We start from the raw sequence: 16,635 nt of genomic DNA on the forward strand, positions 1-16,635 counted from the left end.
TCGCCAAACAAATAAATTATTTTTTTTATTTAAATATCGCTTTATAAACATCATTACCGTTTGCGAACAGTAAAAGTGCTATTAAAATAAAGAATCCGGTAATCTGTGCGTACTCTAAAAACTTATCGCTTGGCTTTCTACCTGTAATCATTTCGTAAAGCAAAAACATTACGTGACCGCCGTCTAAAGCAGGTATCGGCAGAATATTCATAAATGCTAGAATAATGGATATAAACGCAGTGGTACCCCAAAATGCTGGCCAGTTCCAAGTATCTGGGAACATACCGCCAATGGCAGCAAAACCACCAACCTCTTTATAAGCACCGGTGTCTGGGTTAAAGATTTTCTTCATTCCCTTAATGTAATCTGTAAGTGTCTTAACACCTTTGTTCCATCCGGCGGGGATAGATTCTAAAAAAGTATAGTTTAATGTTTCAAATTTAAAATACCCCTTTTCCTCAAATTCCTCTAATGAATTTAACCCAGCATACACTCCAAACTTTCCTTCATCAGAAACATTTGCATTCAGGTTAACCTTCTTCCCATCTCGAATTACTAATACGGGAACACTTTTTCCTTTATTGGCTTCCAAAACCGGTATTACTTGATCTTGATACTCTACGGGCGTACCGGCAATTTCTACAACAGCATCGCCAGCTTTAAATCCACTATTCTTATTTTGAGAATCTTCAGGGATTTCTCTAATTACAAACGGATTCCTATAATTTATAAACCTAGCATTTTCCCTATTATCAGAAATTGTTTCAATAAAATTTACAGGTATATCCTTTTCAATTATATTACCGTCACGTTCTAAAGTTATTTTTTCACCATAAACCACTTCAGGCATAATACCATTTAAAGCTTTGATCTTCTTACCGTCAACAGCAATTACCTTATCTCCCGTTTCTATTCCAAGGGCATTACCCAAGGTAGTATCGGTAACCCATACTCCGTCTTTTAGACTGTCATTTGCAATGTATGTTTCACCATAGGCATATGCCAGACCAATGAAAATAACAACGGCCAAAATGAAATTTACGGTTACGCCGCCCAACATAATAATTAAACGCTGCCAAGCCGGTTTGCTTCTAAACTCCCACTCCTTAGGTTCTTCGGCCATGGCTTCTTTGTCCATGCTCTCATCTATCATACCAGATATTTTTACATATCCGCCCAATGGCAACCAACCAATACCGTATTCGGTCTCTCCTATCTTCTTTTTAAAAAGTGAAAACTTAACATCAAAGAACAAGTAGAATTTCTCAACTCTGGTCTTAAAATATTTTGCCGGTATAAAATGCCCTAACTCGTGTAGTACTATTAATATTGAAAGGCTTAAAAAAAATTGAATTGTCTTTATTACAATGGGGCTCATCCTTATTTCGTGAAAATTAAAATCGCACAAAAGTACATTTTTACAACCGCTAAAAAAAAGAAACCCACTGACCTTATGGTATTTTATGAATAATTTATAAGCAGGACATCTATATTTACTTGAAATCTTGACACCCCTAGCGTACCTTTGTAAAAAAAATAGTATGCGGTCTTTCTTCGCAAAATTCAAGATTTTTGGAATAGTACTTTTAATACTTTCCGTCATAATCATATATTTATTCTATAATGCCCTACAGCCTGTAAAACTGTTGCCTGTGTATTCTCCTGCCATGGTTAACGCAGAATTGGTGGCAGAAGAAATTCAACATGTTAGAAAGTATCATACCATTGCAGATTTTTCATTGACCAACCAAAACGGCGAGACCATTACCCAAGAAGATTACAAAGGTAAAATCTATATAGCCGATTTCTTTTTCACCACCTGCCCTACTATTTGCCCTATCATGACCAAAAACATGGTAGACCTACAAATGGCACTGGGCAAAGATTCTGATGTTATGTTGCTATCACATTCCGTTACTCCAGAGATCGACTCGGTAGCACAGCTTAAAAAATATGCTGTTGAAAAAGGGATAGATGACAGGAATTGGAACTTAGTTACCGGTGATAAAAAACAGATCTATGAATTGGCACGAAAATCTTATTTAGCTGTTAAAACCGATGGCGATGGCGGACCATTTGATATGATACATACCGAAAATTTTATTTTAGTGGATCAGGATAAACGCATAAGGGGCTTTTATGATGGCACTAAAAAAGAGGATATTGAGAAACTATTGAAAGATGTTGAACTACTAAAAGAATCTCATAAATAATAAAAGCCCCCAATACAGATCGTATGGGGACTTTACATAATCTTATCTATTTAGAATTTTATTTACAGGCTTCTGAGAATGCTTTTGCAATCTTAATCTGATCTTCTTCAGATTTTGAAAACTCGCCACTATCAATACGCTCTGCTAGTACTGGGCAACTAGCAAAAAATTCTGCACTAGCTGTTTCAGCCTTTTTAACGCCTTCTATACTAAAATAGTACGTATCGGTATCGGTTAAGTCTTTAAATAGCTTTATACCTGTACCAACGTAAACGCGTTCCATAAAAATTGTACTATTTAAGTTAAAACCGGACAAACCGGCTTCTGTAGATTTGATAAAACCTTTTTTAGGATTAACCGGTTCAAATACTCGGTCTTCAATAACTATTTCAGAGACCTCTTTACATTTTAAAGACGAGTTTTTGGTTTTACCTTTTGCGTTTACATAAGTTACGGTAACTCTTTTTGCAGTAGTATCACCACTAACATCCATTATATTACCACCCTCAGCTTCTTTTTCTTGAGGAGAAAAACGCATAGACATTTTACCTTCCATCTTTTCTCCATCATCTTTAATTACATAACCTACCTCATTATCTATATTATTACCCTCAATAGCTTCTTTTCTTGCAATTTCAGCTAAAACGGGATCAACAGTATACCCTTCAGAATAGATACGCTCACCTGTAGCCGTATCATAATTGAAAGTATACCTTTCATAATGTTTATTGAAATCGTTTCTTTTGGCTTTTGTTATCCATTTCTTTTCTTCTGTCTCTAAAGCCATATCCATGTACTTAGATGCAGCGTCAAAATCTTCTTGCATTAACGCAACATTATATAGGTTCATAATTAGTCCCCATCCCGCTTTTTTACCAACTTTACTTGATAGGTTATAAGTAGCTAATTTTTCTTCCCAATACGTTCTAAAAGACTGTAATTGTTCTTTACCTGCCCTTAATTCTTCTAGATTGGTAAAAGCAGCAGACATTTCCTCAAAAGCCATAACTTTAGCTTTTGTTTCATCTTCTAGACCTTCTGTTTTCTTATCTTTTATAAAATAAAACTTTTCTGCTTCGCTATTAGTTCTATTATCATAATCTGCATAAAGTAATGGAGTCAATTCCTTGGCTAAAAAATTTTCGCCAAGACTTCTTCTTAAATATTCTTCAACTAAATACGGGGTTCCCTTAACCTTATCTTCGCCAAAAATAATCAAGAACTTTTCTTCTTCTTCAAAATCAAATGTAATAACCTCAGGAATAATTTTACCCTGTGAGTCTGCCTTTGCAAGCACGGGAATACGATTATAGTGCACACTTTCTCCATTCAACATGGTCAAAACAGATATGGCTGCATCTGAATTAGGTACAATTGATACGCTGTATTTTTCTTCACCCTTATTTCGAGTAAATTTCATATCAAGGTCTTTTATAGTCAATCCCTTTAAAGCAAAAAGAAAATCCGGCGTTCCGTTTTCATCTGTTAATTTCGTAAAATCTTGAAATTTTAAAGCATTATTAAATGCTTCTTCAGTAAATGGCAAAGCAGCGTCATTGGAGTTTGCAAAGCCACCCATATATGTTTTTACGTTTTTGGGAACAGGTTTTTTTGCATAACTAGGAATTGCGACCGTAATGTTCTTTCCTTTGGTAGACTGTCCAAAAATGGATACTGCTCCAAAAAGGAATAATACTAGTAATGGTTTTTTCATGATTGGTTGTTTATCTATTTAATTAAGTTGATTACTCTTCTCCTGTCTTTTAGATTACTTGCATTGCTGTATTCTATGTTAGAATTGTTGTAGATGCGCAACAATACAAAACAGCTAAAAGCAATTTTAAAAGTATTTTTATTCAGCGGTATAAATCTTACTAATCTAGAAAAGACTAATATTCAACGCATATGTTAAAATAATATTTCACAAATTCCCATCTGTTAAAATATTGGCAACCGCATTAACCGATCTACGTTAGAACTAGTAGTTATTTATTCTAAAAAGTATAGGGAATAACTATATTTCCACTACTTTTGCCTTACTTATAATGAATCTAAATAAAATTGGAAACTACTGTTGCAGATTTAAAGCGAGGCCAGAAGGGAATTATAAAAGAATTCACTCAAGACTTATTGCCGATCAAGCTACTTGAAATGGGCTGTCTGCCTGGTAACGAAGTAGAATTGGTACAAGTAGCACCGTTAAAAGATCCAATTTATATTAATGTCAACGGATCACATATTGCCATTAGAAGAGAAATGGCCTTACATATAGCACTTGATATTATAGAAGACAATGCTGTAGTATGAGTAAACAAATTAATGTAGCCCTTATAGGAAACCCAAATACCGGTAAAACATCTGTTTTTAATCAGCTTACCGGCCTAAACCAAAAAGTTGGTAACTACCCAGGAATTACCGTTGAGAAAAAAGAAGGAATCTGTAAACTGCCCCGTGGTGTCAAAGCCCATATTTTAGATTTACCGGGTACCTATAGTTTAAACACTACGTCATTGGATGAAAGTGTTGCCGTTGAACTTCTTTTAAACAAGAATGACAAAGACCACCCAGATGTTGCCATTGTCGTATCTGACGTTGAAAACCTAAAAAGAAACCTTCTTCTTTTTACACAGATAAAAGATTTAAAGATACCTACCATTTTGGTCATTAATATGGCCGATCGTATGGTTCGTAAAGGTATTTCCATAGATATTGAGTTATTGGAGCAAAAGTTAAACTCTAAAATTGCTCTGGTAAGCACTAGAAAAGAAACCGGCATAGACAGATTAAGAAACCTTATTGCAGATTATAAAAATCTACCAAAAAGCCAAAATGTAGATATATCGGTTATTGCACCTGATTATTTTGAGCGATTAAAAGAAGCTTTCCCCAAAGAAGATGTCTATAAACTTTGGTTGGTAATCACACAAGATGTGAATTTTATGCCATTGGAGAAAACCCTTATTAAGGATACTTCCTCATTTACCACAAAATCAAAATCAGAGCTTAAACGTCTTCAGCAAAAAGAGACCATATTACGTTATCAGTTTATTAACGGCATTTTAAAGGAAACCTATAAAATAGATGCCAATGCCGCCAAAGGATTTAGAGCTACTTTAGACAAGGTATTGACACATAAAGTATTTGGCTACCTCATCTTCTTTTTAATTCTGCTTACCATTTTTCAGGCAATTTATGGATGGAGTGAATACCCAATGGATTTAATTGACGGTTTTTTTGCTTCTGCTACAGAATGGGTAAAAGACACATTGCCGCCCGGTGTGTTTACAAATCTTATTGCAGAGGGTATTTTAGCCGGTATTGGTGGTATTGTTATATTCATACCACAGATAGCTTTCTTATTCTTATTTATAGCCCTATTGGAAGAAACAGGTTATATGAGCAGGGTAGTCTTCTTAATGGACAGAATAATGAGACCCTTTGGTTTAAGCGGTAAAAGTGTGGTGCCGTTAATATCAGGTACCGCTTGTGCTATACCAGCGGTAATGGCCACTAGAACTATTGAAAACTGGAAAGAAAGATTAATTACAATTCTAGTAACACCGTTCACTACCTGTTCCGCAAGGTTACCGGTCTACCTCATTATCATTGCCTTGGTCATACCCGAAGGCAGTTTTCTTGGATTAAGTTATAAAGCCTTGACCTTAATGTCGTTATATTTAATGGGCTTTGGAGCTGCTATTCTGTCAGCGGTAATTCTGAACAAGATCTTAAAAATTAAAAGTAGGTCTTTCTTTGTAGTAGAAATGCCGAACTATAAACTACCGTTGATAAAAAACGTTGCCTACACCGTTCTTGAAAAAACAAAAAGTTTTGTTTTTGGTGCCGGTAAAATAATTTTGGCCATATCTATTGTGCTATGGTTTTTGGGCTCTAACGGATTTTCTGATGAATTTAAAAATGCAGAAACCATAGTAGCACAAAGAATTAAAGAAAAGGGTTTTAGCGCCAATAGCGAGGTTTACTTTGAAAATCAACAAGAGACACTTGGAAATAACTTGAACAAAGAAGCTGCCGTAACGCAGTTAAAAGATTTAGAAGAACGAGCGCTTAGCCAAGAGATTGCAAGTTACAAGCTTGAACATTCTTACATGGGCTACATGGGCAAGGCAATAGAACCTATAGTTAGACCATTGGGTTATGATTGGAAAATTGGTATAGCCGTACTTACATCATTTGCTGCACGAGAAGTTTTTGTTGGTACACTTGCCACTATTTACAGCGTAGGAAACGATGAAGAGGAAACCATTAAAAATAGAATGGCGGCAGAAATAAACCCCAGAACCAAAAGACCATTGTTCAATTTAGCTTCGGGCATTTCTTTATTGCTGTTCTATGCATTTGCCATGCAATGTATGAGTACTTTGGCAGTTGTAAAAAGAGAGACCAACTCATGGAAATGGCCGGCAGGCCAACTGGTATTTATGAGCCTTTTTGCTTATATTGTAGCTTTAATAGCCTATCAAATATTAAAATAAATATGGATATCATACAACACATATTGGTTTACATTACAGTAGCTATTTCCGCTTTTTATTTGATCAATAAATTTTTACTTCCAAAATCTGTTTGGGCGGGTAAAAAAAATAATTCCAAAGCTTGTGGTCAAGATGATTGTGGCTGTCATTAAATTTTATATTTCTGTTAAACCTTTTTTAAAAAGTTCATAACAATTTCTAAAATTGTAACGCTACTTACATTTGTTCGTCTAGATTGCGTAGGAATAATCTATACTATGAACTCAAGACCGTTTTTGTTACCCTTATTAACTTTTCTATTTTTAAATGTAGTTAACATTAATGCCCAAAGCTTAAGTGCTACGGTAATAGACAGTGTAAGTCAACAGCCTATACCATTCGCCTCGGTTCAATTAAAGGAGAAATGGGCAATCACCAATGAAGAAGGTAGCTTCAATTTAATATTTGATGAGGTTATCACAGAAAACGATTCCCTTATGATATCATCAATGGGGTATGAAACATTAACAAGACCTATAGCAGAATTTACTTCAACCAAAATTTTACTTGTTCCAAAAGCTATAGAGCTGAAAGAGGTTATCGTCTCAAACAAGAATTACACAGCTGACGAGATTATGGATTTCGTGGAAGACAATCTGGAAAAAAATTATACCAATGATCTATCCAAGAAAAGACTGTTCCATAGAACAACCAACACTGACAGATGGACTAAAAGCGGTTTTAAAGTCAAAAAATCTTCTATAGCCGTATTAAATCAACAATTTATAGATAGCGTCATTAATACAGTACCTAAGAACGACACTTATTATTCTGAGGTAGTCGGTGATTTATATGGTAATTATGATGAAGAAGTTCAAAAATTTAATTTGCTGAAAGCATCAAAATTATACGACAAAAACACGGAGTTTGATTTTGAAAGAATGGAAGAAAAACTAAATACTATTCTGAAGGAAAATGTAAAGCCCGGATCATATTTTAAAATTAAATCAGGTTTGTTATCGTTCAAGGTAGATTCTGAAGAAGTAAGCTCCCTTTTTGAAGAAGAAGTAGATTCTACCGATGTTGCGGCACTTAATAAGGAATTGGAAGAGAAAAAGAAAAATAAAGAAGAAAGACAAAAGAATTATGGCAATTGGAAAAGAAGACAATTAGCCAATATTTTTAGTGGATTACCTACTCAAGAAAAAAGTAAACTCAACTTCATAAACAAGAAAAGAAAGTATGAGTACACTTTAGAAGAATTCACTTATCTAGGCAATGACGCCGTTTATGTAATCTCATTTGTTCCAAGTGGGTCCGCAGATTATGAAGGTACATTATATGTAAATGCAGATGATTTTGCCGTATTGCAAGTAGACTATAGCAATGTAAAGCCTATTAGCAACTTTAACCTTTTAGGTATATCTAGCAACAATTACCTATCTAAGGGCAAAATAATTTACAACAAGGGTAATGATGGCTTGTACGGAATACGCTATTACGAATCTGAAAACGGTATGCGCTATGGTGTTAAAAGACCACTAAAAATTATTGAAAAAAATAAAATTGTTAAAGGTAGAAATAAGCAAAACGAATTATCGGGAGATATGGATTTTGTAGTTATAGGTACTGAAAAGAACGAAATGATTGTTTTTGATACAGAAAATATAAATCAATCAACCTTTGATGCTTTTAAAGAAAACAATACCGTATTGCCCACTTATATGCCTAAATATGACCCTACTTTTTGGGAGGGTTATGCCATTATGGAACCCAATACGGCCATTAAAGAGTTTACCGCAACTTCAGAAAATTAAGATTAAACAAGATTCTTAATAAAATTATAAAATAAAAGCCCCCAACCTAATACTAAAAATAGTCCGCCAAGTGGGGTTATTGGACCTAATAATTTTATTTTGTTTCCTTTAGATGCAGAAATACACAAACCGTAAATACTGAAAGAAAAAAGAATTGTCCCTATAATTAAGCAATAGATAATTGCTTTTTCCAGTCCCGTTTCTAAGTTTAAATTAAAGCTTAACATCAGTATCAATAGCGCATGATACATTTGGTATTTTACTCCCGTTTCAAAACTATTTAATTGATCAGCTGTAAACGTTTTTTTAAGTAAATGTGCACCAAAGGCACCAAATACCACAGCTAATAAACCCAACAAGGCTCCTATCAATTGCGCTACCAAAACCATATCTTTTTATTTCAAAGATACTGTCATCTTCTTTTAATTCATAAATTACAGAAACCATAATCTCATAAAGTATGAAATCGTATCTCTTAATCTATAGTATAACATTCGTTTTGATCTGCAGTTGTGGACCTGTAAAACATACGAGCGGTAACACATCTTCTTTAGATACCGAGTTAAGGGAAAAGAATAGAGCGAATGTTTCTCTATTACAACGTATTCGACAAAAGCCTGGCGTAGTGCTTCAAAACAACGTTCCTATTTTAAACAAGACCACAAATTCGTTTGATTCAGGCGGAAATCAGGAGCCTTTATACATTTTAAACAATCAGGTTATAGGAAACTCCTTTCTTTCAGTCAATGAGCTTATAGACAGTTATAACGTAAAGAAAATTGTAATTCTATCTGGTGCAGATGCTGCAGGTTATGGCACCCAAGGTTCTAATGGTGTAATCAAGATAACAAGTTACTAATTGCTAATTTAACCTAATGTTCATTTCCATATGAGAATTTACGGTAAATACACATTCCTTATATTTTGGCGGTCCGAACATTTTCATTTTTCCTTTGGAGAAAGCAATTTGCTCTTTAGGGATTCCCAACATATTGGTGTCTAAGTTTTTATTACCATTGGCATCATGAAAAATAGCAATAGCATACTCCCCTTCCGGTAGATTTTTGATATCAAAAGCCGTTTTACCTTTCACGGCCTTTTCCGAACCTGACTTATAAACTTCATCGAACTTTAAAAAAGACCTTTCATTATTGTAGACGGCAAAACAGATATTGCCTTTTTCAGAAGTAACTCCGTCAATATTTACACTTACATTATGTTGTGCAAACAGACCTGTAGACAGAAAACCTAATACACACAATGTTAAAAGAGTTTTTTTGATCATGGGCGCTCACTAAAATTAAACCATCTTAGGACAAGTCTAAGAAGCAATAAATTAAATTTTATTTAAATCTCTAATATCGATTAAAATTAGTTTCAATAGTTATGCCAAAGCTAAATTATATTTTATCCTTTACCCAACCTTACAATTACCAACCTTAATTAGGCTCACTTAAAGTACCCGTATAGGAGCTAAGTTTCTGAAATAATTGAACAGTTTCAACGGAATCTTTTAGGTTAAAGTATACATAAGCAGAATCTTTATAGACCAACTTAATTTTATTGTTATTGATATTATCTACAAATACGTGCACCTTCTTATTGGTCAAAGAATCTTTAAACTCCCTAAATACGCCTTTTTCCTTTTCCAAGGCAGAAAACCCATGCAAACGCTGCATTGGCGGAATTCTGTTAACGAACACTACGCTATCCAATTCACTTAAAGGAACTTCAACGTTATAAAACCCTGAACGTAGACCTAAACTAGTAGCATCATCAGTTACCCAATTTTTAACATGAAGTATTAAAACGGACGCACAACAAATAACCGTTACGATCAACGTTACGGTCCAAATCCAATTTTTCTTAGAAGAATGCATAAAAATTAAAGTATCAAGTTAATAATACTATTGCCTTAAACGCTAAAATTGACATTAAATTATTGTGGTATTAAAACACCTTGATCTTAGCCTAGACCAACATCTAAAGTCATCATTATTATAAAGCCCCCAATAAAGCCCATAGTTGCAATATCAGTGTACTTGTCTTGCTGGGTTTCAGGTATTACTTCTTCAACAACGACAAAGATCATTGCCCCTGCTGCAAATGAGAGTGCATAAGGTAAAATAGGCTGAAAAGTCATTACCGCCCAAGCACCTAATACTGCGGCTATTGGCTCCACGATAGCAGATGCCTGCCCAAACATAAAACTCTTTGTTCTACTTAGACCATGTCTACGTAATGGCATGGCAACGGCAAAACCTTCCGGAAAATTCTGTAAACCTATACCCAATGCCAATGCTACGGCACCGCCAATAGAAGCTCCGTCAAAACCAGCCGCAACACCACCAAATAAAACACCCACCGCTAAACCCTCAGGTATATTGTGCAGAGTAATTGCCAAGGTTAACAGTGTTGTTCTACGCCAAGGAGTTTTTACCCCTTCCGCTTCGCTTTCCTTAAAGTTTATATGTAAATGTGGCAGAACTTTATCCAACCCAAAAATAAACATAGCGCCTAGAAAAAAACCAATTGCCGCAGGTATGACCTTCACAAAACCTTCTCCAGGACTCATTTCAATACCTGGCGCCAGTAAACTCCAAAAACTTGCCGCTACCATTACTCCGCCAGTAAAACCCAGCATACCATCTAAAACGGCACGGTTCATTGTTTTAAACAGAAATACCAAAGCAGCGCCGGCAGCTGTTAGCCCCCAGGTAAACAATGTTGCATAAAACGCAGCCAACACTGGGTCTATAGATTCAAAATATGCTATAATTTCATTCATAATCTTGATAATTCAACGGTTAAAAACCTATTCTTCATCTACAATTTCCAAGAATAAATTTGTTGCTATTTGCTTAGAAATACTTATGGACCCTGATCTTGTTGAAATAGTTACGGAACCATCAAACTCCTCAATTTCCAATATTTTAAAAGTATCGCCCAAAGCGATTTTATTCTTGTCCAAAAATTTTAAAAATGCCGCCGAAGAATCATTGACCCCAACACAAACCCCCTGACTACCAACCGGCAATTCACTTATCAATTTTTTAACGGATTTGGTAAACACACCATCCTTGTTAGGTATTGGATCACCGTGAGGATCAACCTTAGGATATCCCAAATGCGCATCTAATTTATCTATTAAAGTATCACTTTTAATATGTTCCAGTTGCTCTGCCACAACATGGACCTCGTCCCAAGAAAAATTCAACTTATCTACCAAAAACACTTCCCATAGGCGATGTTTTCTGATTATAGAAAGCGCAACCAACCTCCCTTTCTCCGAAAGTGAGACACCCTGGTACTTTTTATAGTTGACAAGAGACTTTTCAGAAAGCTTCTTCACCATATCCGTAACAGACGATGGCTTCGTTTTCATCTGCTCTGCAATGGCATTGGTAGCCACAGATTTACTATTAAAATCGCTTAAGTGATAGATTGTTTTTATGTAATCTTCTTCTGATAACGTCATTTGCAAACAATAATAACACAAAAATACATTTTTATACGTAAAAACAATTTTTTAGTTTTGTCTAAAATTTATTTTAGATGGTTAAAATTTTATTTTTTGCCTACACTATTCTTTATTTCGGCATGCTAAATGCGCAAAATTCTGAGATATCTGGCACAATATCATCTAACGGTGTGCCTGAAGCATATGTGAACATTTATTTAAAAGGTACACAAATTGGTACCGCTTCAGATGAAAATGGTAAGTATTCACTTAAAAATGTTCCCTCTGGCAAATACACCCTCATTGCCTCCAATATTGGTTTTCAGAAATTTTACCAAATACTTACAATTACAGAAGGCCAGGATAAAATAATTGATATTAATTTAAAACCCTCTATAGAATCTTTGGACGAAATGGTCGTTACCGGAACTTTAAAACCTGTAAGTAGATTAGAGAGCCCGGTACCAGTAGAAGTTTATAAACCTACTTTTTTCAAGAAAAACCCAACGGCAAGTATTTTTGAAGCCCTGCAAAACGTTAACGGAGTTAGGCCACAAATTAATTGTAACGTTTGTAATACGGGCGATATTCATATCAATGGACTGGAAGGTCCGTATACATTGGTATTGATAGATGGTATGCCCATTGTAAGTGGTTTGGGAACCGTGTACGGCTTATCTGGAATACCCAACTCTCTTATTGAACAAATTGAAGTAGTCAAAGGTCCTGCTTCTACACTATATGGTAGTGAAGCCGTTGGCGGACTCATTAACATCATCACCAAAAACAATTTGACAGCTCCTAAATTTTTTGCCGATAGTTTTGTGACCGATTGGGGTGAATTTAATCTAGATGTAGGGACAAAATTCAATGTAGGTAAAAAAGCAAATGTGCTTTTAGGCGCCAATTACTTCAAGTACGACAACCCTATTGATAATAATGGAGATAATTTTACAGACCTAACCTTACAAGATAGAATTTCAGTTTTTCAGAAATGGAACTTCACAAGAAAAAACTCACGCATCTTTTCTTTGGCAGGTCGCTTTTTTTACGAAGATCGGTGGGGCGGAGAAATGCAATGGACACCGGAATTTAGAGGCGGAGACGAAGTATATGGCGAAAGTATATACACCCGAAGATGGGAAGTATTAGGGAAATATGAATTACCGATTGAAGAACAGATGATGCTGTCTTTCTCCTATAATGACCACAAGCAGAATTCGGTTTATGGTGATGTTCCTTACTTGGCAGATCAACGAATTGGGTTTACCCAATTAACATGGTATAAAACTATAGGAAAACACAGCTTATTAGTGGGTTCTGCCTTACGCTATAATTACTATGACGACAGCACTCCCGCTACATTTAGTACAGAGGGGAATGAGCCAGATGAAGTATTAATACCCAGTTTATTTATTCAAGATGAAGTAGCGTTCAATAAAAAACATTCTTTACTTCTTGGAGGAAGATATGATTACGACAGCCGCCATGGAAACATATTTACACCCAGAGCGGCATACAGGTTCAAGTTTACTGATAATGATATCATTCGCTTAAATGCCGGTACCGGTTTTAGGGTAGTGAATCTATTTACAGAAGATCACGCAGCGTTAACCGGATCAAGAGATGTTATTATTGCAGAAGAACTGAAACCCGAACGTTCATTTAATGTCAACCTAAATTATTTAAAGAAAATTTATGGTGATAACGGTACTTTCGTTGGTTTGGATGCCTCTTTATTTTACACAAATTTCCAAAATGTAATTATTCCTGATTATGACACCAATCCTAATCAGATTATATATGATAATCTAAACGGCACCTCAATTTCAAAAGGGATAAGTGCCAACGTAGACGTAGCTTTCTACAACGGTTTAAAACTGATGATAGGCGGTACCATACAAGATGTCAGTAATACGGAAGACGGCGTAAAGGAAAGACAGATTCTTACAGAAAGTTATTCAGCAAACTGGAGTGTTAGCTATGATATCCGTACCTGGGACCTAACTATTGATTATACCGGAAATTTGTATGGACCTATGCGACTACCTACCTTAGGCGACAACGACCCTAGAAGTGATTTTTCTCCGGCATGGAGTATTCAAAATATACAATTATCTTATGATGGAATAGAAAATCTTGAATTCTACGGAGGTGTAAAAAATCTGTTAGATTGGACACCTAATAGAGGAAATCCGTTCATTATTGCCCGCGCAAACGATCCATTTGATAAAGAAGTTACCTTTGATGCCAATGGCAATGCCGTTGCCACACCAAACAACCCAAATGCATTAACTTTTGACCCATCTTATGTTTATGGACCTAACCAAGGCATACGATCATTTTTTGGAGTACGTTACACCTTGAATTAAGCACAAAAGACAATTGCTATTTTGTATTTTTGAACAGCTCAGCAGAACAAGATTCTGATTGATGCTTACATACTATGAACGAATACGATTATATTATTATTGGCGCAGGTGCATCTGGTTTATTACTTGCTGATGCCATGTTGAACGATTCGTTTTTTGATCAAAAAAAAATTCTGTTACTTGACAAAAATGCAAAAGACACCAATGATAGAACATGGTGTTTTTGGGAAAAGGGCAATGGTAAGTTTGAAGATATTGTACATAAAAAATGGAATTCTATCCACTTTCAAGGAAAAGATGTTTTAAAGCGAACAGATATAAGTCCGTATACCTATAAAATGATAAGAAGCATTGATTTCTATAATCATTATCTAGGTCGCGTTAAAGAATCGGTTAACATTACCTTTGCTCAAGAAACTTTAATTAACTTTGAAGAATCTGAAAGCAAAGTAACTGTTCATACTGCTAAAAAAACCTATTCTGGAAAGTACATATTCAACAGCCTTTTCGACTATAGAATGGCAACCGGTCAGAAGAAATATCCTGTATTGCAACAGCATTTTGTAGGTTGGGTAATAAAGACCGACAAGCCTATCTTTGATAGTAATGAAGTTACATATATGGACTTTTCTATTCCACAAAAAGGAAATACACGCTTTATGTATGTACTACCTTATGCCAATAACACGGCGTTAATTGAATATACTTTGTTTTCTGAAGAGTTGTTGGAAAAAGCGGAATATACTGAAGCGATCAAACACTACATACAAGAGCGATTTGCATGTGAAACCTATGAAATAATTGAAAAAGAAGCTGGTAGCATACCCATGACAGCCTATGATTTTAGGGAGCACCACACCAATAGAGTTAGATATATTGGTACGGCAGGCGGTTGGGCCAAACCTAGTACTGGATATACTTTAATGAGCACCGCAACTAAAGTTCCTAAACTTATAGATTTCTTAAAACAAGAAAAACCACTTAAAAAGTTGAAATTAAAAGGTAAATTTTGGTTTTATGATATGCTATTTTTAGATGTTTTGCATAATAATAATGCAAAAGGGCATACCATATTCGAGTCTATTTTTAAAACTTTAAAACCACAAATGGTATTTAAATTCTTAGATGAACAAACAAGCTTAAAAGAAGATATTGTCTATATCAATTCCTGTCCTAAAACACCCTTCATAAAAGCCCTGCTCAAAAGAATTTTTTAAACAGTTCTGTTCATTAAATTTTTACCAAATTCTCTTAACAAGTTTTTATTTTCTTCTACAATATCCATCTCCTCAAGAACCTCAAATGCCTTTGCCGTATAATCTGAAATAGCCATTTTAGTTGCATTATCAGCCTCTGTTCTTTCAAAAATTGAACGTACGGCCTTTATTTTAGCGTCTGCTTCTTTTGGTTGAATAGAGTATAAATGTTCTAACTCTTTCACCATCATTTCAGAACCTGAGTTAAGCGCTTTTAAATATAAATATGTTTTCTTATTTTCAATAATATCACCGCCCACTTGCTTACCAAAAGTCTCTGGATCACCAAATACATCTAAATAATCATCTTGTAATTGAAAAGCTATGCCCAGGTTTAGTCCAAAATTATACATTTGCTCTTGTGCCTTTTCAGAGGCACCTGCAACAATGGCACCCATTTTTAAAGCAGCAGCTACAAGAACAGCCGTTTTAAATTCGATCATTTTCAGATATTCCGGCAACATGACATCATCTCTAGTTTCAAAATCAACATCATATTGCTGACCTTCGCAGACCTCTAAGGCCGTTTTACTAAAAAGTTTAGCCAAATCGCGAAAAACATTTGGCTCGTAATTTTCAAATAACTGATAAGCCATAATCAACATAGCATCACCAGAAAGAATACCCGTGTTAATATCCCACTTTTCATGAACGGTAGTCTGCCCTCTACGCACAGGGGCATCATCCATAATATCATCGTGCACCAAAGAAAAATTATGAAATACTTCAATAGCAACAGCAGCATCCAAAGCTTCTTTAAAATCCGCATCAAAAATTTCAGCTGTCATTAAAACCAATACCGGCCTAAGACGTTTCCCCCCTAAACCGAGAATATAAGTAATGGGCTCATAAAGGTTTCTAGGTTCCTTCGTGATTTTTTTTGAGTCCAAATACGCAATAAACTCATCTCTATATTCTTCAATAGTGTGCATTACAGGCAATTTTTTTCAAAAATAGAATAAATATGATTGAAATAAGGTGATTTGACCACTATAAGAATTAAATGTCAACACCTATATTTTACTCCATTTAAAAAGTATGG

The 16,635-nt window shown here is 35.1% G+C and carries 15 protein-coding genes; 7 read left to right on the top strand and 8 right to left on the bottom strand.

The annotated features are described in order from the left end of the window. Positions 1–25 precede the first annotated feature (25 nt). Positions 26–1,378: an RIP metalloprotease RseP gene (gene rseP, locus PXC01_RS00065; protein WP_276470338.1), complete on the bottom strand. Its 1,353-nt coding sequence runs from the start codon at positions 1,376–1,378 to the stop codon at positions 26–28. Between the two features lie 163 nt (positions 1,379–1,541). Between rseP and PXC01_RS00070 the strand changes: the two genes are divergently transcribed. Further along, positions 1,542–2,213: an SCO family protein gene (locus PXC01_RS00070; protein ID WP_276470339.1), complete on the top strand. Its 672-nt coding sequence runs from the start codon at positions 1,542–1,544 to the stop codon at positions 2,211–2,213. A 58-nt stretch (positions 2,214–2,271) separates the two neighbouring features. Here PXC01_RS00070 and PXC01_RS00075 read toward each other — a convergent pair whose 3' ends face one another. Continuing rightward, on the bottom strand, positions 2,272–3,927 hold the full coding sequence (locus PXC01_RS00075) for a hypothetical protein (RefSeq protein ID WP_276470340.1): 1,656 nt from the start codon (positions 3,925–3,927) through the stop codon (positions 2,272–2,274). Positions 3,928–4,274: 347 nt separating this feature from the next. Between PXC01_RS00075 and PXC01_RS00080 the strand changes: the two genes are divergently transcribed. From PXC01_RS00080 to PXC01_RS00090, 3 genes are all read left to right on the top strand, one after another. Further along, positions 4,275–4,520 (top strand): FeoA family protein, encoded by a 246-nt coding sequence (locus tag PXC01_RS00080; protein ID WP_276470341.1) that lies wholly within the window; start codon positions 4,275–4,277, stop codon positions 4,518–4,520. Beyond that, positions 4,517–6,709, top strand: a complete 2,193-nt coding sequence (gene feoB / locus PXC01_RS00085) for a ferrous iron transport protein B (RefSeq protein ID WP_276470342.1) — start codon at positions 4,517–4,519, stop codon at positions 6,707–6,709. Before PXC01_RS00080 ends, feoB begins: the two co-directional genes overlap by 4 nt. 257 nt (positions 6,710–6,966) lie before the next feature. Next, a complete protein-coding gene (locus PXC01_RS00090) occupies positions 6,967–8,505 on the top strand; it encodes a carboxypeptidase-like regulatory domain-containing protein (RefSeq protein ID WP_276470343.1) in 1,539 nt (512 codons plus the stop codon). 2 nt (positions 8,506–8,507) lie between these two features. Here the strand turns inward: PXC01_RS00090 and PXC01_RS00095 are convergent, their stop codons facing one another. After that, positions 8,508–8,894, bottom strand: coding sequence for a DUF423 domain-containing protein (locus PXC01_RS00095; protein ID WP_276470344.1), 387 nt, complete (start codon positions 8,892–8,894; stop codon positions 8,508–8,510). A gap of 71 nt (positions 8,895–8,965) precedes the next feature. On the opposite strand from PXC01_RS00095, the gene PXC01_RS00100 reads away from it, so the two are divergent. After that, positions 8,966–9,364, top strand: a complete 399-nt coding sequence (locus PXC01_RS00100) for a TonB-dependent receptor (RefSeq protein WP_276470345.1) — start codon at positions 8,966–8,968, stop codon at positions 9,362–9,364. Between the two features lie 3 nt (positions 9,365–9,367). Here the strand turns inward: PXC01_RS00100 and PXC01_RS00105 are convergent, their stop codons facing one another. The 4 genes from PXC01_RS00105 to PXC01_RS00120 all read right to left on the bottom strand — a co-directional run bounded on the left by PXC01_RS00105 (position 9,368) and on the right by PXC01_RS00120 (position 11,983). Next, positions 9,368–9,790, bottom strand: a complete 423-nt coding sequence (locus PXC01_RS00105) for a DUF2141 domain-containing protein (RefSeq protein ID WP_276470346.1) — start codon at positions 9,788–9,790, stop codon at positions 9,368–9,370. Between the two features lie 154 nt (positions 9,791–9,944). After that, positions 9,945–10,385, bottom strand: coding sequence for a hypothetical protein (locus PXC01_RS00110; RefSeq protein WP_276470347.1), 441 nt, complete (start codon positions 10,383–10,385; stop codon positions 9,945–9,947). A gap of 86 nt (positions 10,386–10,471) precedes the next feature. Continuing rightward, positions 10,472–11,293 (bottom strand): ZIP family metal transporter, encoded by an 822-nt coding sequence (locus PXC01_RS00115; protein WP_276470348.1) that lies wholly within the window; start codon positions 11,291–11,293, stop codon positions 10,472–10,474. Positions 11,294–11,320: 27 nt separating this feature from the next. Further along, the gene (locus PXC01_RS00120; RefSeq protein WP_276470349.1) at positions 11,321–11,983 is read right to left on the bottom strand and encodes a metal-dependent transcriptional regulator; all 663 of its coding nucleotides are present in this window, start codon (positions 11,981–11,983) and stop codon (positions 11,321–11,323) included. 77 nt (positions 11,984–12,060) lie between these two features. Between PXC01_RS00120 and PXC01_RS00125 the strand changes: the two genes are divergently transcribed. Both PXC01_RS00125 and PXC01_RS00130 read left to right on the top strand, forming a co-directional pair. Next, complete coding sequence (locus PXC01_RS00125; RefSeq protein WP_276470350.1) at positions 12,061–14,337, top strand: TonB-dependent receptor; 2,277 nt, start codon at positions 12,061–12,063, stop codon at positions 14,335–14,337. A gap of 74 nt (positions 14,338–14,411) precedes the next feature. Then, positions 14,412–15,554: a lycopene cyclase family protein gene (locus tag PXC01_RS00130; RefSeq protein ID WP_276470351.1), complete on the top strand. Its 1,143-nt coding sequence runs from the start codon at positions 14,412–14,414 to the stop codon at positions 15,552–15,554. Here the strand turns inward: PXC01_RS00130 and PXC01_RS00135 are convergent. After that, positions 15,551–16,525 carry a polyprenyl synthetase family protein gene (locus PXC01_RS00135; RefSeq protein WP_276470352.1) on the bottom strand — a complete coding sequence of 325 codons (975 nt, stop codon included), beginning with the start codon at positions 16,523–16,525 and terminating at the stop codon, positions 15,551–15,553. The two genes, PXC01_RS00130 and PXC01_RS00135, sit on opposite strands and share 4 nt — an antisense overlap. Positions 16,526–16,635 lie beyond the last annotated feature (110 nt).

Origin of the sequence: Maribacter huludaoensis, from assembly GCF_029350945.1 — a bacterium.
GTDB classification, from domain to species: domain Bacteria; phylum Bacteroidota; class Bacteroidia; order Flavobacteriales; family Flavobacteriaceae; genus Maribacter; species Maribacter huludaoensis.

Coding starts and splice junctions, on each gene's coding strand:
- feoB (WP_276470342.1), top strand. CDS start 4,517: ATGAGTAAACAAATTAATGTAGCCCTTATAGGAAACCCAAATACCGGT.
- rseP (WP_276470338.1), bottom strand. CDS start 1,378: ATGAGCCCCATTGTAATAAAGACAATTCAATTTTTTTTAAGCCTTTCA.
- PXC01_RS00110 (WP_276470347.1), bottom strand. CDS start 10,385: ATGCATTCTTCTAAGAAAAATTGGATTTGGACCGTAACGTTGATCGTA.
- PXC01_RS00130 (WP_276470351.1), top strand. CDS start 14,412: ATGAACGAATACGATTATATTATTATTGGCGCAGGTGCATCTGGTTTA.
- PXC01_RS00070 (WP_276470339.1), top strand. CDS start 1,542: ATGCGGTCTTTCTTCGCAAAATTCAAGATTTTTGGAATAGTACTTTTA.
- PXC01_RS00075 (WP_276470340.1), bottom strand. CDS start 3,927: ATGAAAAAACCATTACTAGTATTATTCCTTTTTGGAGCAGTATCCATT.
- PXC01_RS00115 (WP_276470348.1), bottom strand. CDS start 11,293: ATGAATGAAATTATAGCATATTTTGAATCTATAGACCCAGTGTTGGCT.
- PXC01_RS00095 (WP_276470344.1), bottom strand. CDS start 8,894: ATGGTTTTGGTAGCGCAATTGATAGGAGCCTTGTTGGGTTTATTAGCT.
- PXC01_RS00135 (WP_276470352.1), bottom strand. CDS start 16,525: ATGCACACTATTGAAGAATATAGAGATGAGTTTATTGCGTATTTGGAC.
- PXC01_RS00105 (WP_276470346.1), bottom strand. CDS start 9,790: ATGATCAAAAAAACTCTTTTAACATTGTGTGTATTAGGTTTTCTGTCT.
- PXC01_RS00125 (WP_276470350.1), top strand. CDS start 12,061: ATGGTTAAAATTTTATTTTTTGCCTACACTATTCTTTATTTCGGCATG.
- PXC01_RS00090 (WP_276470343.1), top strand. CDS start 6,967: ATGAACTCAAGACCGTTTTTGTTACCCTTATTAACTTTTCTATTTTTA.
- PXC01_RS00100 (WP_276470345.1), top strand. CDS start 8,966: ATGAAATCGTATCTCTTAATCTATAGTATAACATTCGTTTTGATCTGC.
- PXC01_RS00120 (WP_276470349.1), bottom strand. CDS start 11,983: ATGACGTTATCAGAAGAAGATTACATAAAAACAATCTATCACTTAAGC.